General features: G+C 36.2%; 26 protein-coding genes. 20 read left to right on the top strand and 6 right to left on the bottom strand.

Annotated elements, in window-relative coordinates; genetic code table 11:
* Positions 1 to 117 precede the first annotated feature (117 nt).
* The 5 genes from CQ058_RS09780 to corA all read left to right on the top strand — a co-directional run bounded on the left by CQ058_RS09780 (position 118) and on the right by corA (position 5567).
* On the top strand, positions 118 to 849 hold the full coding sequence (locus CQ058_RS09780) for a FixH family protein (RefSeq protein ID WP_087945154.1): 732 nt from the start codon (positions 118 to 120) through the stop codon (positions 847 to 849).
* 364 nt (positions 850 to 1213) lie between these two features.
* Positions 1214 to 2398 (top strand): phosphopentomutase, encoded by a 1185-nt coding sequence (deoB, locus tag CQ058_RS09775; protein WP_002014935.1) that lies wholly within the window; start codon positions 1214 to 1216, stop codon positions 2396 to 2398.
* Positions 2399 to 2410: 12 nt separating this feature from the next.
* Positions 2411 to 3232, top strand: a complete 822-nt coding sequence (locus CQ058_RS09770) for a purine-nucleoside phosphorylase (protein ID WP_001078443.1) — start codon at positions 2411 to 2413, stop codon at positions 3230 to 3232.
* Between the two features lie 7 nt (positions 3233 to 3239).
* The gene (locus CQ058_RS09765; protein WP_105589653.1) at positions 3240 to 4544 is read left to right on the top strand and encodes a pyrimidine-nucleoside phosphorylase; all 1305 of its coding nucleotides are present in this window, start codon (positions 3240 to 3242) and stop codon (positions 4542 to 4544) included.
* Positions 4545 to 4616: 72 nt separating this feature from the next.
* The gene (gene corA / locus CQ058_RS09760; RefSeq protein WP_002033891.1) at positions 4617 to 5567 is read left to right on the top strand and encodes a magnesium/cobalt transporter CorA; all 951 of its coding nucleotides are present in this window, start codon (positions 4617 to 4619) and stop codon (positions 5565 to 5567) included.
* Between the two features lie 33 nt (positions 5568 to 5600).
* Here corA and CQ058_RS09755 read toward each other — a convergent pair whose 3' ends face one another.
* Positions 5601 to 6890 (bottom strand): NCS2 family permease, encoded by a 1290-nt coding sequence (locus CQ058_RS09755; RefSeq protein WP_002192601.1) that lies wholly within the window; start codon positions 6888 to 6890, stop codon positions 5601 to 5603.
* 134 nt (positions 6891 to 7024) lie between these two features.
* Entirely contained in the window at positions 7025 to 7696 is a 672-nt protein-coding gene (locus CQ058_RS09750; protein ID WP_002067033.1) for an SIMPL domain-containing protein, read from the bottom strand.
* A 160-nt stretch (positions 7697 to 7856) separates the two neighbouring features.
* Here CQ058_RS09750 and CQ058_RS09745 point away from each other — a divergent pair, with 160 nt between their 5' ends.
* Together CQ058_RS09745 and CQ058_RS09740 are read left to right on the top strand one after the other, a co-directional pair.
* Entirely contained in the window at positions 7857 to 8276 is a 420-nt protein-coding gene (locus tag CQ058_RS09745; RefSeq protein ID WP_060749666.1) for a MarR family winged helix-turn-helix transcriptional regulator, read from the top strand.
* A 100-nt stretch (positions 8277 to 8376) separates the two neighbouring features.
* On the top strand, positions 8377 to 8922 hold the full coding sequence (locus CQ058_RS09740; RefSeq protein ID WP_105589652.1) for a hypothetical protein: 546 nt from the start codon (positions 8377 to 8379) through the stop codon (positions 8920 to 8922).
* Between the two features lie 24 nt (positions 8923 to 8946).
* On the opposite strand, the gene CQ058_RS09735 is transcribed toward CQ058_RS09740, so the two are convergent.
* The 4 genes from CQ058_RS09735 to CQ058_RS09720 are packed head-to-tail and all read right to left on the bottom strand — an operon-like array spanning position 8947 to position 12341.
* On the bottom strand, positions 8947 to 10011 hold the full coding sequence (locus CQ058_RS09735; RefSeq protein ID WP_105589651.1) for an ABC transporter permease subunit: 1065 nt from the start codon (positions 10009 to 10011) through the stop codon (positions 8947 to 8949).
* A 12-nt stretch (positions 10012 to 10023) separates the two neighbouring features.
* Positions 10024 to 11085 carry an ABC transporter permease subunit gene (locus CQ058_RS09730; protein WP_105589650.1) on the bottom strand — a complete coding sequence of 354 codons (1062 nt, stop codon included), beginning with the start codon at positions 11083 to 11085 and terminating at the stop codon, positions 10024 to 10026.
* Positions 11075 to 11956 (bottom strand): ABC transporter ATP-binding protein, encoded by an 882-nt coding sequence (locus CQ058_RS09725; RefSeq protein ID WP_105589649.1) that lies wholly within the window; start codon positions 11954 to 11956, stop codon positions 11075 to 11077. The genes CQ058_RS09730 and CQ058_RS09725 overlap by 11 nt, the downstream gene beginning before the upstream one ends.
* Positions 11922 to 12341, bottom strand: a complete 420-nt coding sequence (locus CQ058_RS09720) for a GntR family transcriptional regulator (RefSeq protein ID WP_105589648.1) — start codon at positions 12339 to 12341, stop codon at positions 11922 to 11924. Before CQ058_RS09720 ends, CQ058_RS09725 begins: the two co-directional genes overlap by 35 nt.
* Before the next feature lie 166 nt (positions 12342 to 12507).
* Between CQ058_RS09720 and dacF the strand changes: the two genes are divergently transcribed.
* From dacF to spoVAF, 13 genes are all read left to right on the top strand, one after another.
* Positions 12508 to 13698 (top strand): serine-type D-Ala-D-Ala carboxypeptidase DacF, encoded by a 1191-nt coding sequence (gene dacF, locus CQ058_RS09715; RefSeq protein ID WP_002088461.1) that lies wholly within the window; start codon positions 12508 to 12510, stop codon positions 13696 to 13698.
* Positions 13699 to 13863: 165 nt separating this feature from the next.
* Complete coding sequence (gene spoIIAA / locus CQ058_RS09710) at positions 13864 to 14214, top strand: anti-sigma F factor antagonist (RefSeq protein ID WP_002128957.1); 351 nt, start codon at positions 13864 to 13866, stop codon at positions 14212 to 14214.
* Positions 14215 to 14655: an anti-sigma F factor gene (gene spoIIAB, locus CQ058_RS09705; RefSeq protein WP_001243400.1), complete on the top strand. Its 441-nt coding sequence runs from the start codon at positions 14215 to 14217 to the stop codon at positions 14653 to 14655.
* A 12-nt stretch (positions 14656 to 14667) separates the two neighbouring features.
* Positions 14668 to 15426 (top strand): RNA polymerase sporulation sigma factor SigF, encoded by a 759-nt coding sequence (gene sigF / locus CQ058_RS09700; RefSeq protein ID WP_002014922.1) that lies wholly within the window; start codon positions 14668 to 14670, stop codon positions 15424 to 15426.
* A gap of 140 nt (positions 15427 to 15566) precedes the next feature.
* Positions 15567 to 17093, top strand: a complete 1527-nt coding sequence (locus tag CQ058_RS09695; RefSeq protein ID WP_002143036.1) for a sodium-dependent transporter — start codon at positions 15567 to 15569, stop codon at positions 17091 to 17093.
* On the top strand, positions 17090 to 17191 hold the full coding sequence (locus CQ058_RS09690; protein WP_002094424.1) for a methionine/alanine import family NSS transporter small subunit: 102 nt from the start codon (positions 17090 to 17092) through the stop codon (positions 17189 to 17191). Before CQ058_RS09695 ends, CQ058_RS09690 begins: the two co-directional genes overlap by 4 nt.
* 115 nt (positions 17192 to 17306) lie before the next feature.
* Complete coding sequence (locus CQ058_RS09685; RefSeq protein WP_002192607.1) at positions 17307 to 17927, top strand: stage V sporulation protein AA; 621 nt, start codon at positions 17307 to 17309, stop codon at positions 17925 to 17927.
* Positions 17920 to 18336 carry a stage V sporulation protein SpoVAB gene (gene spoVAB / locus CQ058_RS09680; protein ID WP_000568664.1) on the top strand — a complete coding sequence of 139 codons (417 nt, stop codon included), beginning with the start codon at positions 17920 to 17922 and terminating at the stop codon, positions 18334 to 18336. The genes CQ058_RS09685 and spoVAB overlap by 8 nt, the downstream gene beginning before the upstream one ends.
* Positions 18337 to 18348: 12 nt before the next feature.
* Positions 18349 to 18807 (top strand): stage V sporulation protein AC, encoded by a 459-nt coding sequence (spoVAC, locus tag CQ058_RS09675; RefSeq protein WP_002014918.1) that lies wholly within the window; start codon positions 18349 to 18351, stop codon positions 18805 to 18807.
* A 13-nt stretch (positions 18808 to 18820) separates the two neighbouring features.
* On the top strand, positions 18821 to 19837 hold the full coding sequence (gene spoVAD, locus CQ058_RS09670; protein WP_002165116.1) for a stage V sporulation protein AD: 1017 nt from the start codon (positions 18821 to 18823) through the stop codon (positions 19835 to 19837).
* 3 nt (positions 19838 to 19840) lie between these two features.
* A complete protein-coding gene (spoVAE, locus tag CQ058_RS09665; protein ID WP_002014916.1) occupies positions 19841 to 20191 on the top strand; it encodes a stage V sporulation protein AE in 351 nt (116 codons plus the stop codon).
* Between the two features lie 5 nt (positions 20192 to 20196).
* Complete coding sequence (gene spoVAEA / locus CQ058_RS09660; RefSeq protein WP_002088445.1) at positions 20197 to 20766, top strand: stage V sporulation protein SpoVABEA; 570 nt, start codon at positions 20197 to 20199, stop codon at positions 20764 to 20766.
* Positions 20753 to 22225, top strand: a complete 1473-nt coding sequence (spoVAF, locus tag CQ058_RS09655; RefSeq protein WP_105589647.1) for a spore germination protein SpoVAF — start codon at positions 20753 to 20755, stop codon at positions 22223 to 22225. The genes spoVAEA and spoVAF overlap by 14 nt, the downstream gene beginning before the upstream one ends.
* Positions 22226 to 22302 lie beyond the last annotated feature (77 nt).

Genomic DNA, 22302 nt, shown 5'->3' with positions numbered 1-22302 from the left:
TTAAGAAGAGTGAACCATTTCACAGAAACTTCACAAACATTTCGTACATTGTTTTCAGCAGAAGACTAGAATATTACAATGTATTTCCTCTATACTAAGGAAAGTATGAAGGAGGAAATGAAGATGAAAAAACTTATTATTACATTATTTATCGCGATGCTAGCATTGGCTGGCTGTAATACAAACAAAGAAGAACCGAAAAAAGAACAAAAACTTGAAGCTGTAAAAGTAGCAGTTCAAACGAATCCGAAAGAAATTAAACCAGGTGAAAAAACAGAAGTACAAGCACTTGTTACACAAGGAAAAGAAAAAGTAACAGATGCTGATGATGTAAAGTTTGAAATTTGGAAAGATGGCGACGAGAAGCGCGAGATGCTAGATGGTAAGCATAAAGGGAAAGGTGTTTATGCTGTAGAAAAAACATTCGAAACGGATGGAGTATATCATGTTATTGCTCATACAAATGCACGTGAAATGCATGTTATGCCAGAAGTAAAAGTGGCTGTGGGAAATGCAAAAGTTGAAGATGCGAAAAAAGAAGAAGGTCATGGGGATCATAAAAGTGATACGATGATACATCTTATGGCTGGTGATATTAAAGCAAATGCTGAGTCAACAATGAAAGTTCATTTAAAACAAAAAGAAGAAGCGTTAACTGGTGCTGAAGTACAACTTGAGATTTGGAAAGACGGCGTTGAAAAACACGAATTTATTCCGGCGAAAGAAGGGAATAAAGGGGAGTATGAAAGTAAACATACTTTCAAAGAGAATGGTGCTTATAAAGTGAAAGTTCATGTAAGAAAAGGTGAACTACATGAACATAAAGAAGAAACAGTAGAAGTAAAATAAAAAGTAGCTCTTTAGAGCTGCTTTTTATTTTTATATTAGGAAATATGTTATAAAATGATTAGCACTTCTTTGCAGAATGGATTACAATAGAATGGTAAAGAAAATGAGAAATTCTACGAAAATGTATTAAAAAGAAAGCGTAAACATGGTATGATATCAATATCAGATGTCTGACATCTGACTTAGAAAAAACTAGAAATTTTTTTGATTCGTTTGAAAGTAAAACGAAAAAGTTAGAGACTGATTTAAAGCAGTACTGTTTGATAATGAGGACGAAAGATAATTCCCATTGATAACAGTTTCACTTTATAGCGTTTTGAACATACTACAAGAAGTAGAACTGAACATATAGGAGGTTGCAGTTATGAATAAATATAAACGTATTTTCCTAGTCGTAATGGACTCTGTGGGAATCGGTGAAGCACCAGATGCTGAGCAGTTTGGTGATTTAGGTTCTGATACAATTGGTCATATCGCTGAACATATGAATGGATTACACATGCCAAACATGGTGAAATTAGGCCTTGGTAATATTCGTGAAATGAAAGGAATCTCTAAAGTAGAGAAACCGCTTGGATATTATACAAAAATGCAAGAGAAATCTACAGGTAAAGATACAATGACAGGTCACTGGGAAATCATGGGCCTTTACATTGATACACCATTCCAAGTGTTTCCTGAAGGATTCCCGAAAGAATTACTTGATGAATTAGAAGAAAAGACAGGACGTAAAATTATCGGTAATAAACCAGCTTCTGGAACAGAGGTACTTGTTGAGCTTGGTCAAGAACAAATGGAAACAGGTTCTTTAATTGTTTACACTTCTGCTGATAGTGTATTACAGATCGCAGCTCATGAAGAAGTAGTACCACTTGAAGAGCTATATAAAATTTGTAAAATCGCACGTGAATTAACATTAGATGAGAAGTACATGGTAGGGCGTGTTATTGCTCGTCCGTTCGTTGGAGAGCCAGGAAACTTCACACGTACACCAAATCGTCATGACTATGCGTTAAAACCATTTGGTCGCACAGTAATGAATGAACTTAAAGATAGCGATTATGATGTAATTGCTATTGGTAAAATTGCTGACATTTATGATGGAGAAGGTGTAACTGAATCACTTCGTACGAAATCAAATATGGATGGAATGGACAAGCTTGTAGATACATTAAATATGGACTTTACAGGTATTAGCTTCTTAAACTTAGTTGACTTTGATGCCTTATTTGGTCATCGTCGTGACCCACAAGGGTACGGAGAAGCTCTACAAGAATATGACGCACGTCTTCCAGAAGTATTCGAAAAACTAAAAGAAGATGATCTATTATTAATTACAGCAGACCATGGTAATGATCCAGTACATCCTGGTACTGATCATACACGTGAATATGTACCGTTATTAGCATATAGCCCAAGCATGAAAGAAGGCGGACAAGAGTTATCACTTCGTCAAACATTTGCTGATATTGGTGCAACTGTAGCAGAAAACTTTAATGTTAAAATGCCAGAACATGGAACAAGCTTCTTAAATGAGCTAAAGAAATAGGGGGATAAACAGATGAATCGTGAACTAATTACAAAATCAGCTTCATACTTAAAAGAGAAATTTCAAGAGACACCACAAGTAGGACTAATCCTTGGATCTGGACTAGGTGTATTAGCAGATGAAATCGAGAACGCAGTAACAGTACCATACAGTGAAATCCCTGAATTCCCAGTTTCAACTGTAGAAGGACATGCAGGTCAACTTGTATTCGGTACACTTCAAGGTGTAACAGTAGTAGCAATGCAAGGACGTTTCCATTTCTATGAAGGATACGATATGCAAAAAGTAACATTCCCAGTTCGTGTTATGAAAGAACTAGGTGTAGAAACAGTTGTTGTAACGAACGCAGCTGGTGGTGTAAATACATCATTTGAACCAGGCGATCTTATGTTAATTTCAGACCATATTAACTTCATGGGTACGAACCCATTAATCGGACCAAATGATTCTGAAATGGGTGTACGTTTCCCTGATATGTCTACATCATATACGCCAGAACTTCGCGAAATGGCGAAACAAGTTGCAGCAGATTTAAATATTAAAGTACAAGAAGGTGTATATGTTGGAATGACAGGTCCTGTATATGAAACACCTGCTGAAATTCGTATGCTTCGTACACTTGGCGGAGATGCAGTTGGTATGTCAACAGTACCAGAAGTAATTGTAGCTCGTCATGCAGGTATGAAAGTACTAGGTATTTCTTGTATTTCAAATATGGCAGCTGGTATTTTAGATCAACCACTTCACCACGATGAAGTAATTGAAACGACAGAACGTGTTAAAGCTAATTTCTTAGCATTAGTAAAAGCAATTGTAAAACAAATGAAGGGGTGACTTCACAATGAGAATGGTGGACCTAATTGCAAAAAAACGTGATGGACATGCATTAACGACAGAAGAAATTAACTTTATCGTTGAAGGATACACAAATGGTAGTATTCCAGATTATCAAATGAGTTCATTTGCAATGGCAATTTTCTTCCAAGATATGAATGATCAAGAACGTGCAGATTTAACGATGGCAATGGTAAATAGCGGTGATACAATTGACTTATCAGCCATTGAAGGGGTAAAAGTAGATAAGCATTCAACGGGTGGAGTTGGTGATACAACGACACTTGTATTAGGTCCATTAGTAGCTGCTTTAGGTGTACCAGTTGCGAAAATGTCTGGACGAGGTCTAGGACATACGGGTGGTACAATTGATAAATTAGAAGCAGTACCAGGATTCCATGTGGAAATTGAAAATGATGAATTCATGCGTCTTGTAAATGAAAATAAAATCGCTGTTATTGGTCAAAGTGGAAACTTAACACCTGCTGATAAAAAGTTATATGCGCTTCGTGATGTAACTGCAACAGTAAATTCAATTCCTCTTATCGCTAGCTCAATTATGAGTAAGAAAATTGCTGCTGGTGCAGATGCAATTGTTCTTGATGTAAAAACTGGAGCAGGCGCGTTTATGAAAACGGATGAAGATGCAAAGCGTTTAGCAGAAGCAATGGTACGCATCGGTAATAACGTTGGTCGTAATACGATGGCGGTTATTTCTGATATGAGTCAGCCGCTTGGTGAAGCAATTGGTAATGCATTAGAAGTACAAGAAGCAATTGATACATTACAAGGTAAGGGACCGAAAGATTTAGAAGAGTTATGTTTAACACTTGGAAGTCAGATGGTGTACCTTGCTGGACAAGCTTCATCTTTAGAAGATGCACGTGAAAAGTTAATTGAAGTAATGAACAATGGTAAAGCGCTAGAATCATTTAAAACGTTCTTATCCGCGCAAGGCGGCGATGCATCTGTTGTTGATGATCTTTCTAAATTGCCACAAGCACAATTTAAAATTGAAGTGGAAGCGAAAGAAGACGGTTACGTATCGGAAATCGTTGCAGATGAAATCGGAACAGCAGCAATGCTTTTAGGAGCAGGGCGTGCAACGAAAGAATCTGAAATTGATTTAGCAGTTGGTCTAATGCTTCGCAAAAAAGTAGGCGATAGCGTGAAAAAAGGTGACTCTCTTGTTACAATTTACGCAAACCGCGAAAATGTTGAAGACGTAAAAGCGAAAATTTATGAGAACATGAAAATCGCTAAAGGTCACGTAGATGCACCAACTTTAGTACACGGTATTGTAACGAAGTAATAAAAAAAGCTGAGGAGATTTCTCCTTGGCTTTTTTTACTATTTTTTGTTTATAATAGTAAAGGGTGAAATTATGATTAGAATTTGTGCAATAACGAAAAAAAATGAAGTTTTATATGATGTGTCGCTAGAAGAAACGAGACAAGAAAACATCGTATGGTATTGGCTTGATTTATATAAGCCGACGAAAGAGGAGTATACATATATTTTACAAGATCACTTCAAATTCCATCCCCTTGCAATTGAAGATTGTGTAGAGTATGTACAGAGGCCAAAGGTAGATTTTTATGATGGATATAACTTTTTAGTTCTCCATGCATTCGGAGAAGACGGATTAGAACCGCATGAAATCGATTTATTTGTTAGTGATCGATATATAGTTTCTTTTCACTTCTCTCATAACAATGCGATTGAAAGAGTATGGAAAACGCTCGGTGAGAAGAAACGTATTAAGAAGAGTCCTTTAAATGTAGCACATACAATTATTGACCAAATTGTAGATGATTATTTCGCACCTGTATATTACATTGAAGACCATTTAAATGCAATTGATGATAATTTAACGGGTGAGACAGCAGGAAGTGTGCTAGAAGAGGTATTTGATATTCGGACAGATTTATCTAAGCTAAGGCGTACGATTATTCCGATGCGTGATTTATTGTATCGCATTTTAAATTCAACTCGTTTTTACGGTATAAGCGATCATGAAATTTATTTTAAAGACATACATGATCATTTGCTTAAACTGACAGAGATGATTGAAGCGAGCCGTGAATTGACGGCAGATATTCGAGATAGTTACTTTTCATTGAATTCCCACCATATGAACAATATTATGAAAACATTAACTGTTTTCTCAACTATTTTCATGCCGTTAACATTTATTGCAGGGGTATACGGCATGAACTTCGCACATATGCCAGAGCTTGGCGGGAAGTATAGTTATTTTATTTGCTTAATTTTAATGGCATTAATTGGCGGCGGAATGATGGCTTGGTTTTATAAAAAAGGTTGGTTTAAGTAAAAAAACACCGAGGATTTCCTCGGTGTTTTTTTCTTAGCCAATAGCGTGTAATACGAACATGGCTAAGAATAAGCATGTAATAATATACATGGACGGTGCGACTTCTTTACGCTTTCCAAGTGCAACTTTCAAGATAGGATAAGCAATAAATCCGAACGCAATGCCATCAGCGATACTATATGTGAGCGGGATCATAACGATAATTAAAAACGCTGGAAATCCTTCTGAAAAGTCGTTCAGAGGAATTTGTTGAATGCTTGTAATCATCAGACCGCCAATAATAATTAAGATTGGTGCAATGGCACTATCAGGAATTATTTTGACAAACGGAAGCGCAAACAGTGATGCGAAGAATAACAACCCTGTAACGATAGACGTCAGACCTGTTTTTCCGCCTGCAGTAATACCTGCGGCACTCTCTACTGTTGAAACGGTAGGGCTTGTGCCAAATAGACCACATGTCATTGCTGAAATTGCATTTGCTTGGTAAGCACGTGGGAATTTACGATCATCTTCTAATAAACCGTGTAGTAGTCCCATGTTCTCAAAAATAAGCACCATGCTTAAGGAGAATGTTGCAATCCAAAATGGTAAGGAAGAAAGTTTCCCAAATGACATAGCTCCAAACACATCGCCATAATTAGCGAATGAAAACGAACTATTTCCCATTTGACTCGTATCAACAAGACCAAACAGCCATGCAATACCAGTTCCAATTGCAATCGTCCATAAAAAGTTTCCACGTACGTTACGAACAAATAGCACAAGTGCCACAATAAGAGTAAGTAGTGTTGCAAGAACGACAGGACTACTTAATTTCCCCATTGCAACAGCAGTATTAGGATGCGAAACGACTAAACCACCTTTTTGCAAGCCTATGAAAGCTAAAAACAACCCGATACCGACAGTGATCGCTTCCTTTAATGACTTTGGAATCGATACCGAAAGCACGCGAGCAATTGGTGTAAAAGCAGCAATTGCAAAAATAATACCGGCGATAAAAACAGCTGCCAATGCTTCTTGCCAAGCTAAACCGAGCGTATGCACAGCAGTGTACGTGAAGAATGCATTTACACCCATACCAGGGACAAGAATAGCAGGTGCATTTGCCCAAAATGCCATAAGTAGACATCCGACAAATGAACTGAAAACAGTTGCCAAAATTCCTGCTTCAAGAGGAATGCCGGCATCTGATAAGATTGACGCATTTACAATCATAATATAAACGATTGTGAAAAATGACGTGACTCCAGCTAAAACTTCTTGTTTTGGTGATGTTTGGTGTAAGTCTAATTTAAATGTTCTTTCAAGTATTCCTTTCATGTTAAACCTTCTTTTTCATATCCCTCTCCCACCCGTGATATCTCTTATGTAAGAGCTCACCGTCCTTTATTATATCAGAACATCATGTTTTTACAACAACGAAAATGATAACGGTTACTTATAAATGAATTTATTTATAAATACGTAAAAATTGCCCGGATAGATGAAATGATTTCTAGTTCTCCTGATTGAATGGGCGGAGCCGCTTGCGCATGCAAAGTAGCATATGATGCGATCTCCCGTGGTAATTGGACAGATTCTTCAACGAATGAGAGGGGAACAGGATTAATATTTAAATTGTAGGTACTCGCAATTGTACGAGCTTTGTCTACTGCTTGTTGCAGAGCTTGAATGAGAGCTTGCTCATAATATTTATTTGGATGAGATATTCGAAAACGTAATCCTTTTGCTACGTTTGCACCATTCGAAACGGCTATATCATATACTTCCCCTGCTTTTTGCACATTTAAAACGGTAATTTCATACAAATGCTCCACACGGTAGCCTTGTAGTAATGCTTTATCATTTACATATTCGTATTGAGGCGTAATTGTATAAGAAATGGTTTCTATATCTTTATCGGCAATACCTAGCTGTTTGAGTGCATCAAGCAATTGTTTCGATTGCACTGCATTTTCTTCTTGCGCTTGTTTTACATTTTTACTATCCGTTCGAATGCCCAGTGTTAATATGACAACATTTGGTTTTGCTTTTATAATGCCTTCTCCTTGTACAGTAATAGTAGCTTCTTTACCAGTATTTGTCGTACGGATATTATGTAAATACGGATTCATTCCACTTTGCATTTATGCTCACCATCCTTTTTTACATGTATATGTGTGAACAAAAAAGAAAATCGTATGAAAAAAGTTACATAAATGAGAATGTTGAGGGAAGAAAGCATATACAACATAGGTATTTATAGATTATAATATTTGTAAATATGATAAAAAAGGGACGAGGCTAGTGAGCGAAAATAGAGAAACACTGATTTTAGATTTATCTGCATCATTTCGAAAGATGATACGTTTATTACAAAATGATATTAATACACGTTTTTCAGAGCATATGCCATATAACGAATTCTCTGTATTACGTGCGTTATTTTTAAAAAGTCCACAGATGGCTTCGCAAATTGCGAGTGAAGTAAACGTAACCTCCAGTCATATTACAGCTGTAACAGATCGTCTCGTGCGAAAAGGATTTGTTGAAAGAAAACGTTCAAATTCAGACCGTCGTATCGTATACTTAGAAATTACAGAAAACGGACGAGAAGTAACTGAAAAACTTGAAGCTGTGCGTAAAGAATATTATAAAGAGAAATTTAAAGGTTGGAGCGACCAAGAGATAGAAATGGTTTTAGAGCTATTTGGCCGCGTATTATAATAAATGAGGATAGGAAGCGAGAGCTTTCCTATCCTTTTTCTTTTGAATAAAAATATTTTGAAACTCCGATACTTTAATTAAACAGATCGGAGGAAAGATTATGAAATATATTGCTGGACTTACCATTTTATTAGGAAGTTTTTTTTGTTTTAATACATTCTTATACGCTGATACTCCAATTCAAGTCGTGCAAAAAGAAGTGAAATACATTGAAAACGATAATACTGTCTTATATTCGAAATTATGGGTTCGCTCTATGCAAAACGCAGTATTATTCCACCATAGTGATAATATTCGTAATCAAGACACATTACGTAACGTAACAAGTTCATCGCTCGTTAAAGCGAAGCACTTACCGTTTCAAAAAGCAGCTATGTACATTCCTAGATTATCGCAATACGTATCGAAAGCAGGAAAAGAAAATATCCAAGTGTATTACATTGCGGTGCACTATAATGTGAAAAAAGAAAATGCATATCAATTAAATGGTATGAACTATTTTCTGCAAGTATTTGTGAAAGAACGTGGGGAATGGAAAGTTGCTGAAAGTGTAGTTGCACCGACAGAGCAAATTGTGCAAAACGGTGATGGATTTGGGATGAAAGAAGAGATGGTGTATGGAGATAGGAGAGAGAAAATAAAATAACCTCCTCTTAGTGAGGAGGTTATTTTATTTGAAATTCCAAGAGACCTTCAATCTCAATATTTTAGATAGAAGAAAATAGCTAATTATGCTTGTTCCGAACAAACCAATGTAAAAATTAAGCAACGAATGGGTTCCGCCAATTATTAAACCACCGCTAATTCCAATACAGAAAATAGCGCAGACCATAAATATTTTTTGAAGCTTTGGATATAGTAAGAAACTACCATTCCGCTCATTGACTGAACGAACATATAAATATATACCGAGTGGTAATAAAATAATTATATTTACAATAGGTCCAATCAATGTTTTTACTGAAGGGATTTTTGTAAAGTTTGGTTCATTATGACGCACTCCATCAGGATCGGTATAGGCACTTTGCGGATTATAATCAAATCTAATATGAAAATCTTCTGCTGGACCTGAAATGCGTATGTTTTCCATAACACGATGCATATTGCCATTGTCCTCATGAAAGTCAGTATTCGAGTGAACAGCGATGACTGCTGAGATAAGGGATGGAAATAACAATGGAAACATGAATATAGCTGCAGTGAGAAGTCCCTGCGAGAGAGTATTCCCAGTAATTGTTCCTATACATAAAGCAAGCGTATAAATAGCAATTAATACAATTAACATGTATATAAAGTAGCTATGAAATGGGGAGAATACTTGATACTTATTATGAAAAGTCAACTTTTTCATAATAGCAAATAGTCCCCAGTTTAAAACGACAATCGCAACAATATTACAGATTCCAAACAACCATTTTGTTATATAGAGGTGTGAACGTTTAAAGGGCATAGACCATAACAAGTCACTAGAGTTATTTTGTCTTTCCCATCCAATTAAAGTACAAGCTAGAACGATAAGTACACTACCTAACAGTATGACAGGATCTATGAGTGTTAAATCAAAGTGGTAATGATATACATAGTTCCACTTTTTATTGTCATTTAGAAAGTATTGCTCTTGAATAGAAGACATATAGTATTTATATGATAAAGTATAGAAGCTGACGAGCCAAAATAACCATACAACATACTTACTTTGCTGATACGTTCTTAGCCATATTGCTTTTTGAAACATAGGATCTCTCCTTTAAAAAACTTTATAATTTGTTAGACGTGATAATACAACATAAGTGATAATTCCAGCGAGAAACAACCCGATATAATAGCTAAGTAAGAAATTAAATTGAGTTATTTTATAGCCACCTAGTAATGCAAAGTAAATGGTTGTCCCCCATATCCATATTTTTAAATGTTTTTGGAAAATAAATATCTTTCGACCGTTTTCATTTGGTGATCGTGTATATAAATATGTTCCAAGTAGTAAGTAAAATATTGTATAGAAAATAGGGAGTAACATTGACTTAGCCGAATAATACATATGCGATGCTGGATCTCTTAAAGTAGTTGGGTCATTTTCTTTTTTACGTAATTTTGGATCATAATCGTAATAAATAGAAAAATTATATATTGGTGCCACAATATTTGTTTTTTTATTTATTTCAGAAAGACTTTCATATGAGTGAGAGTTTCTATTATTCGTAGCATCAAAATGATTTATTGTAAAATTGTATAGTAATGAAATAAATGTAAGACCCATTAGTAACCAAGGAATACAAAAAACGGCTTGCGAAACAATACTTCCAGTAAAGGTACCGATACATAATGCAGCTGTATATACTGCAACATATGAAACAATCGCATAAAGAAAGTATCGATGAAATGGCCCAAATGATTGATAATCAAAATGAATGGTTGTTTTATAAATAAAGTACATAAGAATCCAGTTTATAAGGAATGAGCCTACAATACAGAATGAACCGAAAGCCCATTTGGATAAGAAAACATCTTTTCTTTTAAATGGCATTGCCATAAGTAGGGTATTAGATTGGTTGCTACGTTCCCATCCTATTAATAGACAAGCTATAGAAATAATAAGAATAGTTAGCCAAAAGCTATTACCTGTATTTGACAAAAAAGCATAATCATAATAGAACGTTCCCTTTTCATGCAATTTATAATAATTAGCAAGTTGTCGCTCGGCTGCTTTATAGTATCCGAAAGATAAAAGATAAAGCGAACTAAAGAAGAACAGTAATACAGCATATTTCCCGCGCTTCCAATTCCACATCCACAATGCCTTATGAAACATACTCATCCCCCTCAAGTGTCGTAACGAAGACATCTTCAAGTGACATTGTTAATTCTTCAATGAGTATTGGTTGCTCTTTATAAAATTTTTCAAGCGTTGCAGCAACATTTCCTTCAATTAAAATCGTATATACTTTTCCTGTTTGATTTAATATTTTAATATTGCTTAAGTTTTCTAGTTTTTGAGGTAGTGATCGTTCGTAAGCAACTTGGACTTTAGCAAATTGTGATTTTGCATCGTCTAGTGATGTAATAGAATCTACTGTATGCCCTTTTAAAATAATGATTGTATCTGCTATTTTTTCAACTTCGTCTAAATGGTGAGTTGAGATGAAAATTGTAATTTCTTTTTCTGCTACTTCTTCAACAAGAAATTGTAGAATCTGTCTTTTAACGATAGGATCAAGTCCGTTTGTCGGTTCATCTAAAATGATATATTCTGCTTTTGCAGCGAAAGCTAAAATGATCGCAAGCAGTGCTTTCATTCCTTTTGAGTAACTACGAATACGTTTGTTTGGTAAGTTGAAACGTTCTAACAGTTCATAGAAATATGGTTCATCAAATGCTGTATAAACTGCTTTATAAAACTTCACGATTTCCTTCACTGTATATCCGTTTAATATGTTAGTAGAATCTGGAACGTATACAACTTTTTGTTTAATTTCAGGATGCATATGAACATCTATATCCTCATATGTAACAGTTCCTTCATCGGGGTCTAAAATGCCGACCATCGTTCGTAATAAAGTTGTTTTCCCTGCGCCATTTCTTCCGAGCAATCCGACGATACTACCTTTTTGTAATGTGAAAGAAACATCGTCTAAAATCGTTTGGTTATCAATTGTTTTCTTCAAGCTTGTCACTTTCAACATCTGTAGTTCCTCCAATCTCCTTGTAGTATGAATCTATCCAATCATGAATTTTATCTTTCGTAATCCCAAGATAAGAGGCTTCTAGTAATAATTGATGAAATTGCTTTTCAACCATAGCGATTTTCCTTTCGTCTAATGTTGGGGTAATCGATTGGGCTACAAATGTTCCTTTTCCTCGTAATGTTTCAATAATCCCTTGTCGCTCTAATTCTTGATAAGCTTTACTTACTGTATTTGGATTTATAACGAGCAAAGAAGCAAGCTCGCGTACAGAAGGAAGTTTATCACTTGGAGCTAACATATTTTTTAGTACGAGCTCTTTTATATTTTGAACAATTTGTTCCCATATCGGAGTGTTGCTTCTTGGATCAAGTTGAATATGCAAGAGCAATGTCTCCTTCCTAATGAGTATTAAGTGTACTACTACGTGTAATACACTTAATACAATATAGGCAATGAATTTATTTGTCAACTGAAAATAATAGAAAAATATGGTATTAAAAATGTATAAATTGGAAAAAATAAGTTTGATATAGAATGGAGGGTTAGTCATGAAGCGAGTTTTTGGAATACTTGTTTGTTTCATGTTATTGCTTTCTGGTACTTCAGTTAGTTTCGCACAATCTGAGAAAACGAAGCAGGAAAAAACAGAAGAAACCACGCCGAAGTTAGCGGAACAAGCGTCGTCAGCGATCGTAATTGAGCAAGATACAGGTAAAGTTTTGTTTGATAAAAATCCGAATGAAAAGTTACCACCTGCTAGTATGACAAAGATTATGACAATGCTATTAATTATGGAACAAGTTGAAAAAGGAAAACTAAAACTAAACGATAAAGTTAGAGCGAGTGAACACGCAGCTTCAATGGGCGGATCACAAATTTTTCTAGAACCTGGGGAAGAGATGACTGTAAATGAAATGTTAAAGGGCATTGCAATTGCATCTGGAAATGATGCATCTGTTGCAGTAGCTGAGCATATCGCTGGTTCAGAAGAAGGTTTCGTAAATATGATGAACAAAAAAGCGAAAGATCTAGGATTGAAAAATACACATTTTCAAAATCCGACAGGTCTCCCGGCCAAAGATCATTATTCTACAGCGAATGATATGGCTATTATGGCGAAAGAGTTGATGAAGTATCCACTTATTCGAAAATACACAGGTAAATATGAAGACTATTTACGTGAAAATACGGATAAGAAGTTTTGGCTTGTTAATACGAATAAGCTAGTACGTTTTTATCCTGGAGTAGATGGAGTGAAAACAGGCTTTACGACAGAAGCGAAATATTGTTTAACGGCATCGGCTGAGAAAAATGGTATGCGTGTTATTTCAGTTGTAATGGGAGCACCTACATCAAAAGAGCGGAATAATCAAGTAACGAAGCTTCTTGATTATGCATTTGGACAATACATGACAAAGAAATTGTATACACGTGGTGAGAAAATTAAGACTGTACAAGTAGGAAAAGGTAAGGAAGAAAAAGTAGATTTAGTTGCGTCAGACAATGTGTCTCTTCTTATGAAGAAGGGCGAAAATATGGACAAAGTTAAACAAGAAGTGATTGCTGAAAAGAAAGTGAAGGCACCGATTAAAAAAGGTGATGCACTTGGTACACTTGTTATTAAAAGAGATAAAGATGTTTTATTAAAACAAACAATTGTAGCGAAAGAAGATGTTGAGGCAGCGAGCTGGTGGGAGTTATTTAAAAGAAGTTTTGGGATGTTTTCAACATCAAAATAGCGGCGAAAATTTTGATGTTTTTCTGTTCGTATTTACTGAAATAATTGCTGAAAGGTTTCACTTTATGACGAAATAGTTCTTCTTTTGTCAGTAGGAAGGATTCTGATTTTATATCACGAAAATCTTATGTTAATGAGTAAAGTTTGAGCATAAGGAGGAAATCGTGTGAGTCTTTCCATGCATTTAGAAGTAAAACGTGACGTCTTATGTGTGAGGCTAGAGGGCGAGTTAGATCATCATACTGCTGAAGAGTTGCGAACGAAAGTCACAGATATGATTGAGACACATGGTGTTCATCATATTATTTTGAGTCTAGAGAACTTAACATTTATGGATAGTTCTGGTTTAGGCGTTATATTAGGCCGATATAAACATGTAAAGGGATTAGGTGGAGAGATGGTTGTCTGTGCAATTTCACCGCCCGTTAAACGTTTATTTGAAATGTCAGGTCTATTCAAAATTGTTCGTTTAGAAGAAAGTGAAGCGCATGCGCTCGCGACGTTGGGGGTGGCGTAGATGAGAAATGAAATGAACCTTCAATTTTCAGCGTTAAGTCAGAATGAATCATTCGCTCGTGTTACGGTAGCTGCTTTTATTGCGCAATTAGACCCGACGATGGAAGAACTAACAGAGATTAAAACAGTTGTGTCAGAAGCGGTTACAAATGCAATTATTCATGGGTATGAAGGAAATGCAGAAGGTGTTGTTTATATTTCAGTGATTTTGGAAGAAGCGATGGTGAAACTCACGATTCGAGATGAAGGGATTGGTATCTTTAACTTAGATGAAGCAAGACAACCCCTTTTTACAACTAAACCTGAATTAGAGCGTTCCGGAATGGGATTTACTATCATGGAAAATTTTATGGATGAAGTAGAAGTTATTTCAAACGAATCTTTCGGGACAACAATCCATTTGACAAAATACTTATCAAATAGTAACGCTCTATGCAATTAAGGAGAATAGCCAATGGACATAGAGGTCAGAAATGAGAAGAAGAAACCTCAGTTAAAGGACCACGAGCTAAAAGCGTTAATTCAAAAAAGTCAAGATGGAGATCAACAAGCGAGAGATACAATCGTTCAAAGTAATATGCGTCTCGTATGGTCGGTTGTACAGCGATTTCTTAATCGAGGATACGAGCCAGACGATTTATTTCAAATTGGATGTATTGGACTCTTAAAATCGGTAGATAAATTTGATTTATCTTTCGACGTGAAATTTTCAACATATGCAGTTCCAATGATTATCGGTGAAATACAACGATTTTTACGTGACGATGGATCAGTGAAAGTAAGTAGATCTTTAAAAGAAACAGGAAACAAAGTCCGAAAGATGAGAGACGAGCTTTCGAAAGAATTTGGAAGGGCTCCAACGATTAATGAGGTAGCACAGGCTCTTGAACTAACGCCGGAAGAAGTTGTTCTGGCGCAAGAAGCGAGTCGTGCTCCTTCGTCGATACATGAAACTGTGTATGAAAACGATGGAGATCCAATTACTATTTTAGATCAAATTGCAGATCAATCGGAAACGAAATGGTTTGATAAAATTGCTTTAAAAGAAGCAATTAGAGAATTGGATGAACGAGAAAGGCTAATTGTGTATTTGCGCTATTATAAAGACCAAACCCAATCAGAAGTAGCGGAGCGCATAGGCATTTCGCAAGTACAAGTTTCAAGACTTGAAAAGAAAATATTAAAACAGATGAAAGATCGAATAGATGAATAGCTATCTATTCGATTTTTTTTATTGTCACACGAAAAGGAGAAGATTCCAACTATCGCTAAAAAATTTACAGAATTTATTGATAATTTAGTTAATTTAAACTATAATCCAAGTATGAACTTGTCACAAAGGGGGAAGGAAACATGGAAACGAGGCAACAATGGGGAACTAGGGCTGGATTTATTTTTGCAGCAATCGGTTCCGCTGTTGGACTAGGGAATATATGGCGTTTTCCTTATACAGCGTATGAAAACGGGGGAGGCGCATTCTTTTTACCGTACTTATTTGCATTATTAACGACTGGTATTTCATTGTTAGCTTTCGAGTTTGCTCTTGGGCATCGTCATCGTGGTTCGGCGCCACTTACATTCTTCCGTATTCATCGACGTGCTGAATTTATTGGGTGGTGGCAAATGTGTGTGACATTTATTGTTTCAACATATTACGCTGTAATCATTGCTTGGTCTATTTCGTATACGTACTTTGCAATTACTGGAGCATGGGGGAAAGACACGCAATCATTTTTATTTAAAGAATATTTACATGTTGCAGATAAGCCAGGACAATTCGGGGGGCTCGTACCAGAAGTATTAATTCCGTTAGCTCTCGTTTGGATTATTGTGCTTGGTGTTGCGTTTAAAGGAGTTAAAAAAGGAATCGAAGTTGTTAACCGTATTTTTATTCCTTTACTAGTTGTTATGTTCCTTATTATCGTTGTTCGTGCAGTGACGATGGAAGGTGCGATGCAGGGGCTAGATGCATTTTTTAAACCAGATTGGAGTCGTATTTTTGATGGGAAAGTATGGCTTGCTGCTTACGGTCAAATTTTCTTTAGTTTATCTTTAGCATTCGGAATTATGATTACGTATTCTAGTTATTTACCGAAAAACTCAGATACAACAAATAATGCTTTTATTACAGGATTTGCAAATTCAGGATTTGAATTATTGGCAGGTATTGGTGTCTTTGCAGCTCTTGGATTTATGGCGAATAACATGGGGGTACCGGTTGATAAAGTAGCTAGTGCTGGTGTAGGACTTGCATTTGTAGTATTCCCGCAAATTATTAATGAGTTACCGATGTCGCCGTTATTTGGTGTATTATTCTTCTTATCTCTAACTGTTGCTGGAATTACATCACTCATTTCACTTGCAGAAGTATGCTTTGCCGCTGTATCTGAAAAATTCAGCTTGAGTCGTCAAAAGACGATTGGAATTATGGGAACGCTATTAGTATTAGTTTCTCTTGTTTTTGCAACACGTGGTGGACTTATGTTCCTAGATGTTGTTGATTACTTCGCTAACAATTTTGGATTGATTACAATTGCACTCGTTGAAGTAGTTACAATAGGACTAATCTTGCGCCGTTTACCAGTTTATCAAAATCATGCAAACTTTGTATCTGATATAAAGTTAGGAACGTTTTGGAGAGTGAGTTTACTCGTTATTACTCCACTTATGTTAGGGTATATGTTAATTGATGGTACAATCCAAAACATTAAAAAGAACTACGGAGGTTATCCAACAGAGTTTGTTGTAACGTATGGTTGGTCGATAGCGGCAGCATTCCTTCTAGTCGCGTTAGTTATTGGTCTGAAAAAATGGAATGCACAAATACATTCAGACTCTGTCCAGCTTGAAAAAGAATGGAAGGACCGAGGTGTTTCATGATGAGTGGATCAGCGATTATGATGATGGTTATAGGTATGGTAGTCATTTGGGGAGGACTTGCATTAAGTATTGCAAATTTATTTAAGAAAAAGGCATAAGCTAAAAACATCTGTACCGAAATGGTACAGATGTTTTTTTATGAAAAAATTGTATTAGAAAAAATTCCAATAACCATACTACAACTACGAGGAAGAGTGAAGGGGTGAATGAAAATTGGAACAAACGATTTATATTAAAATGCGCAATCGCTTAAAAGTGTCTCCTACGTATGAAGTAAAGCTGAGCGATGTTGCTCAACTTGCCGGAGATTCTTTTGTAGTTGAGTTGTTACAAAATGAAATAGTCTACAAAATAACAGCGCATGATAAAACACATGTTGTAATTGATGTTATGAAAGTAATTGAGATTATTCAACAAAAAGCATCTCATGTACAAATTAATTTACTTGGTTCTGGACAAACTCTTGTTGAAATTATATATGAAAAAAAGAAAGTACCCCCAATTTTCTTTGGACTTGTATGGTTGTTGCTTTTCATTGGAGCGGCCCTTGCAATAATTTATTTCCATGAGGATGTAAGTATGCAACAAGTACATCAACGGTTATATTACATGATTACTGGAGAGTTTAAGGAGCAACCACTATTATTTCAAGTTCCATATTCAGTAGGTCTTGGATTAGGTATGGTTTTATTTTTTAATCATGTATTTCAAAAGCGAATTAATGAAGAGCCTAGTCCGTTAGAAGTTGAGATGTTTCAATATCAGCAGTCGCTTGATCAATATGTAATTGTTAATGAAAACAAGGATAACACGAAACAGCTTGCCGATGATTGAATGTGGGTTTGTTATATTAATTGGTTTAGCTGGCGGGATTGCAGTAGGTAGCGGATATGTTGCCTTTTTAGCTGTTCTCGGTATTATCCCGCGCTTAGCTCAATTAACGAGAAGTGGAAAGCATATTCAATATTTTGAGTGGGCTGTCATTGCGGGTACTTTAACTGGGGCTTGGTGTAGTTTGAAAAACATTACATTTCAAACATCGCAATATTGGCTTGTAATATTAGGGTTATTTTGTGGCACATTCATTGGAATGCTTGCTGCGGCATTAACAGAAGTATTAAATGTTTTACCTATTTTAGCGAAACGAGTCGGGGTAGAGGGGAAAATTGTTGTTTTACTCGTTGCTCTTGTACTTGGAAAAGTAATAGGCTCATTGTTTCACTGGATTTATTTCGTAAAGTAGGAGGCAATATATATGACAAGGCGAAAACTGAAAGATGATTACATAAATAAAGTGAAGGAGTACCATCCAAAGCCAAACTATTTGCTAAATTGTGTGAAGGCATTTCTTGTAGGTGGGCTCATTTGTACAGTCGGAGAAATATTGATGAAATTTTATATACATTATTTTCACTTTAGTGAACAAGAGGCAGGAAATCCGACAGTTGCAACGCTTGTTTTATTGTCGGCGATTTTAACAGGGTGTGGTGTATATGATAAAATCGGGCAGTTTTCTGGAGCGGGATCAGCAGTACCAGTTACTGGATTTGCGAATTCTATGGCGAGTGCCGCACTAGAACATAGGAGTGAAGGGATTGTTCTAGGAATCGCTACTAACATGTTTAAGCTTGCAGGAAGTGTCATTGTATTTGGAGTCGTCGGTGCATACATTATCGGGTTAATAAGATATACATTTCAAATTTTAATGTCTTAAAGGAGGGGTGGGTATGAGATTGACAGGAAAGCAAACGTGGGTATTTCAAAATGATATCTTCGTGAATGCAACTGGTACTGCTGTCGGTCCGAAAGAAGCTGAAGGCCCTCTTGGAAAGGATTTTGATATTTCATATTCTGACTTACATTGCGGAGAGGAAAACTGGGAACTTGCTGAACGAAGGTTAATGTCAGACTCAATTCAACAAGCGATGCAAAAAGGGAATATAAAAAAATCGCAAATTGATTTCTTTTTAGCGGGAGATTTATTAAACCAAACAGTGACAGCAAATTATGTTGCTCGTGAGTATGGTATTCCTTTTTTAGGGATGTTCAGCGCTTGTGCGACGTCAATGGAAACTTTGGCGATTGGATCAGCTTTTATAGATGGTGGATTTGCGAATCGTATTTTAGCTACAGTAAGTAGTCATAATGCGACGGCTGAAAGGCAATTTCGTTCCCCAACAGAATACGGAGGACAAAAGCCAGGGACAGCAAACTCAACTGTTACCGGAGCAGGGTCAATATTAATTAGCAATGAGGAGAGTGCAATTAAAATAACAGCAGCAACAATTGGTAAAGTGCAAGATTTAGGAATTGCTAATCCTTTAGATATGGGATCAGCGATGGCACCAGCTGCTGCTCATACAATTCAACAACATTTTGAAGATTTGAGAAGAAGTGCAGCTGATTATGATCTTATTGTTACTGGTGATTTATCGGCTGTTGGGACACCAATTGCGAAACAACTTTTACTTGAGGAAGGGTATGATTTGGGGAATGTATACAATGATTGTGGATTAATGATTTACAATTCAAATCAAGAAGAAGTGTTTGCAGGGGGCAGTGGTTGTGCTTGTTCAGCTGTTGTAACATACGGCCATTTATTGCGTGAAATGCAAAAAGGGAATTTACAAAGAATTTTTGTCGTTGCAACTGGAGCTCTATTAAGCCCCATGATGATACAACAGAAGGAAACGATTCCAACGATTGCGCATGGTGTTGTGTTTGAAAGCGTTAAAGGAGAGTGAATTGTGGATTTTATATATGCATTTCTTGTAGGAGGAGCTATTTGTGTAATTGGACAAGTGTTGCTAGATTTCGCAAAGTTAACACCGGCACATTTAATGGCAACTTTTGTAGTCGCCGGAGCTATTTTAGACGGATTCGGATTGTACGATAAACTTATAAAATTTGCAGGTGCTGGGGCAACAGTCCCTATTACAAGTTTTGGACACTCACTATTGCACGGGGCAATGCATGCGGCAGAAAAACATGGATATTTAGGAATTGGAATCGGTATGTTTAGCTTAACGTCTGCGGGGATTTCAGCAGCGATATTATTTTCATTTTTTGTTGCACTTATATGTAAACCGAAAGGATAAATCAAATGAGACGAAGGGTTGTTTTGGTCACAGATGGAGATGAATATGCAAAGCGGACAATTGAGCTGTTAACAAAGGAATTTGGGGGGAGGTGTATTTCAGCATCGCAAAGTAATCCGACCAAATTGACAGGGAAGAAAGTTGTTGAGCTTATTATGCAAACGCCATATGACCCTGTATTTGTCATGTTTGATGACAGCGGATTTATAGGAGAAGGATCTGGTGAAAAGGCGTTAAAGTATGTCGCAACACATAAACAAGTTGATGTACTCGGTATTTTAGCAGTAGCATCTAATACACATCATTGGGAATGGGCGCGTGTAGATGTAAGTGTAGATCGGAATGGGAATTTGACAGAATATGGCGTTGATAAATTTGGACTCCCAGATGGTGAAATTGGCAGGATTAGTGGGGATACGATTTATTGTTTAGATGGTCTGAATGTTCCTGTCATAGTGGGGGTCGGTGATATTGGCAAGATGTGCGGAAATGATGAATGGGAGAGAGGATCACCTATTACTAGAAAAGCGATTCAATTAATTTTGGAAAGGAGTGGCTTTTATGACGAAGCCTAAAAAAGTGAATATCCCGATTTCATCTTTTTTAAGTGATAATGAAAATTATTTAAAGCAAACAGTTGGACTTGGTGTTACATACGATGTTGGTATTCGTAAATTTCAAATTTTAAATAAAGAAATTGGTGTGTTATTTGTAAATGGACTTTGTGATACGAATTATATTATCCCTATTTTAGAAGAAGCGGTGGATACAAATGAAATAAGGGATGTAGAAGAAGATACAGTAAAGCTTTTAGAAAATCGTTTAATTCATCAACAAGTAAGTAAAGTAAAAACGATGGATGATGTAATGCTCCAAGTATTATCAGGGCTCATTGTTATATTTGTGGAAGGTGAAACTGAAGCGTTCGCAATAGATGTTCGTAGTTATCCGGGCCGGACACCGACAGAACCAGATACAGAAAAGGTAGTGCGTGGTGCAAGGGATGGCTTTGTTGAAAATATCGTTGTAAATACAGCGTTAATTCGTAGAAGAATACGCGATCCACGTCTTCGAAATGAAATGATTCGAGTAGGGGATAGATCGCAAACGGATATTTGTATTACATATGTACAAGATGTTGCAAATCCGGATTTAGTGAAGATTATAAAACAAGAATTAAATAATATTGAAGTAGATGGGATTACGATGGCGGATAAAACGATAGAAGAATTTGTAGTGAAACAAGGTTATAATCCATTCCCGCTTATCCGATACACAGAGAGACCAGATGTAGCAGCAAATCATTTGTTAGAAGGACATGTGTTAGTACTCGTTGATACATCACCAAGTGCTATGATCACTCCAACAACATATTTTCACCATTTACAGCATGCAGAAGAGTTTAGACAAAATCCAGCTGTAGGTACATTTTTACGTTGGGTACGTTTTGTAGGTGTTATATTTTCGCTATTCTTACTGCCATTTTGGCTAGTTTTCGTTTTTGATCCGACTCTTTTACCAGAAAGTCTTGCTTTCATTGGACCAAATAAGATGACGCATTTACCGATTTTATTACAAATTTTGATGGCGGAAGTCGGACTCGAATTTTTAAGAATGGCTGCCATTCATACACCGACATCATTGTCGTCGGCAGCAGGATTAATTTCTGCCATATTAATTGGTCAAATTGCAATTGATGTAGGTTTGTTTGTCCCAGAAGTTATTTTGTACGTAGCAGTTTCTATGATTGGAGCATACGCAACGCCAAGTTATGAGTTAGGGCTTGGGAATAAGATTGGAAAATTGTTTGTCATTATTTTAACAGGCATATTTCATGAAATGGGATTTGTCATTGGAATGACGATATTGATTCTATTTTTAACATCTATAAAAAGCTTGCAAACACCGTATTTATGGCCGTTTTTACCGTTTGATTGGGGCGCGTTAACGAAAATTTTACTTCGTCCAACTATGTCTAGTTTAAAGGTTCGTCCAAGTATTGTAAGACCCCAAAATGTGCGAAGACAAAAATAAGCGGGATTATGCTCCGCTTATTTTTTATTGAAAATTTATTGTTTTTTTAACAAAAATCAAACATTTTTTTTGTACAA

This window comes from Bacillus sp. MYb56 (assembly GCF_002976445.1).
Taxonomy (GTDB): Bacteria; Bacillota; Bacilli; order Bacillales; family Bacillaceae_G; genus Bacillus_A; species Bacillus_A mycoides.
Note: the sequence above shows the minus strand (reverse complement) of the source record. Positions and strands in the feature narration are given on the sequence as shown.

What these genes read in the sequence shown, in the direction of transcription:
- spoVAF (WP_105589647.1), top strand. Translation starts at nt 20,753, where the DNA reads ATGACGAAGCCTAAAAAAGTGAATATCCCGATTTCATCTTTTTTAAGT.
- CQ058_RS09755 (WP_002192601.1), bottom strand. Translation starts at nt 6,890, where the DNA reads ATGAAAGGAATACTTGAAAGAACATTTAAATTAGACTTACACCAAACA.
- CQ058_RS09750 (WP_002067033.1), bottom strand. Translation starts at nt 7,696, where the DNA reads ATGCAAAGTGGAATGAATCCGTATTTACATAATATCCGTACGACAAAT.
- spoVAD (WP_002165116.1), top strand. Translation starts at nt 18,821, where the DNA reads ATGAGATTGACAGGAAAGCAAACGTGGGTATTTCAAAATGATATCTTC.
- CQ058_RS09740 (WP_105589652.1), top strand. Translation starts at nt 8,377, where the DNA reads ATGAAATATATTGCTGGACTTACCATTTTATTAGGAAGTTTTTTTTGT.
- CQ058_RS09765 (WP_105589653.1), top strand. Translation starts at nt 3,240, where the DNA reads ATGAGAATGGTGGACCTAATTGCAAAAAAACGTGATGGACATGCATTA.
- spoVAC (WP_002014918.1), top strand. Translation starts at nt 18,349, where the DNA reads ATGACAAGGCGAAAACTGAAAGATGATTACATAAATAAAGTGAAGGAG.
- spoVAEA (WP_002088445.1), top strand. Translation starts at nt 20,197, where the DNA reads ATGAGACGAAGGGTTGTTTTGGTCACAGATGGAGATGAATATGCAAAG.
- corA (WP_002033891.1), top strand. Translation starts at nt 4,617, where the DNA reads ATGATTAGAATTTGTGCAATAACGAAAAAAAATGAAGTTTTATATGAT.
- CQ058_RS09695 (WP_002143036.1), top strand. Translation starts at nt 15,567, where the DNA reads ATGGAAACGAGGCAACAATGGGGAACTAGGGCTGGATTTATTTTTGCA.
- spoVAB (WP_000568664.1), top strand. Translation starts at nt 17,920, where the DNA reads ATGATTGAATGTGGGTTTGTTATATTAATTGGTTTAGCTGGCGGGATT.
- dacF (WP_002088461.1), top strand. Translation starts at nt 12,508, where the DNA reads ATGAAGCGAGTTTTTGGAATACTTGTTTGTTTCATGTTATTGCTTTCT.
- deoB (WP_002014935.1), top strand. Translation starts at nt 1,214, where the DNA reads ATGAATAAATATAAACGTATTTTCCTAGTCGTAATGGACTCTGTGGGA.
- sigF (WP_002014922.1), top strand. Translation starts at nt 14,668, where the DNA reads ATGGACATAGAGGTCAGAAATGAGAAGAAGAAACCTCAGTTAAAGGAC.
- spoIIAB (WP_001243400.1), top strand. Translation starts at nt 14,215, where the DNA reads ATGAGAAATGAAATGAACCTTCAATTTTCAGCGTTAAGTCAGAATGAA.
- CQ058_RS09725 (WP_105589649.1), bottom strand. Translation starts at nt 11,956, where the DNA reads ATGTTGAAAGTGACAAGCTTGAAGAAAACAATTGATAACCAAACGATT.
- CQ058_RS09730 (WP_105589650.1), bottom strand. Translation starts at nt 11,085, where the DNA reads ATGTTTCATAAGGCATTGTGGATGTGGAATTGGAAGCGCGGGAAATAT.
- CQ058_RS09770 (WP_001078443.1), top strand. Translation starts at nt 2,411, where the DNA reads ATGAATCGTGAACTAATTACAAAATCAGCTTCATACTTAAAAGAGAAA.
- CQ058_RS09780 (WP_087945154.1), top strand. Translation starts at nt 118, where the DNA reads ATGAAGATGAAAAAACTTATTATTACATTATTTATCGCGATGCTAGCA.
- CQ058_RS09735 (WP_105589651.1), bottom strand. Translation starts at nt 10,011, where the DNA reads ATGTTTCAAAAAGCAATATGGCTAAGAACGTATCAGCAAAGTAAGTAT.
- CQ058_RS09690 (WP_002094424.1), top strand. Translation starts at nt 17,090, where the DNA reads ATGATGAGTGGATCAGCGATTATGATGATGGTTATAGGTATGGTAGTC.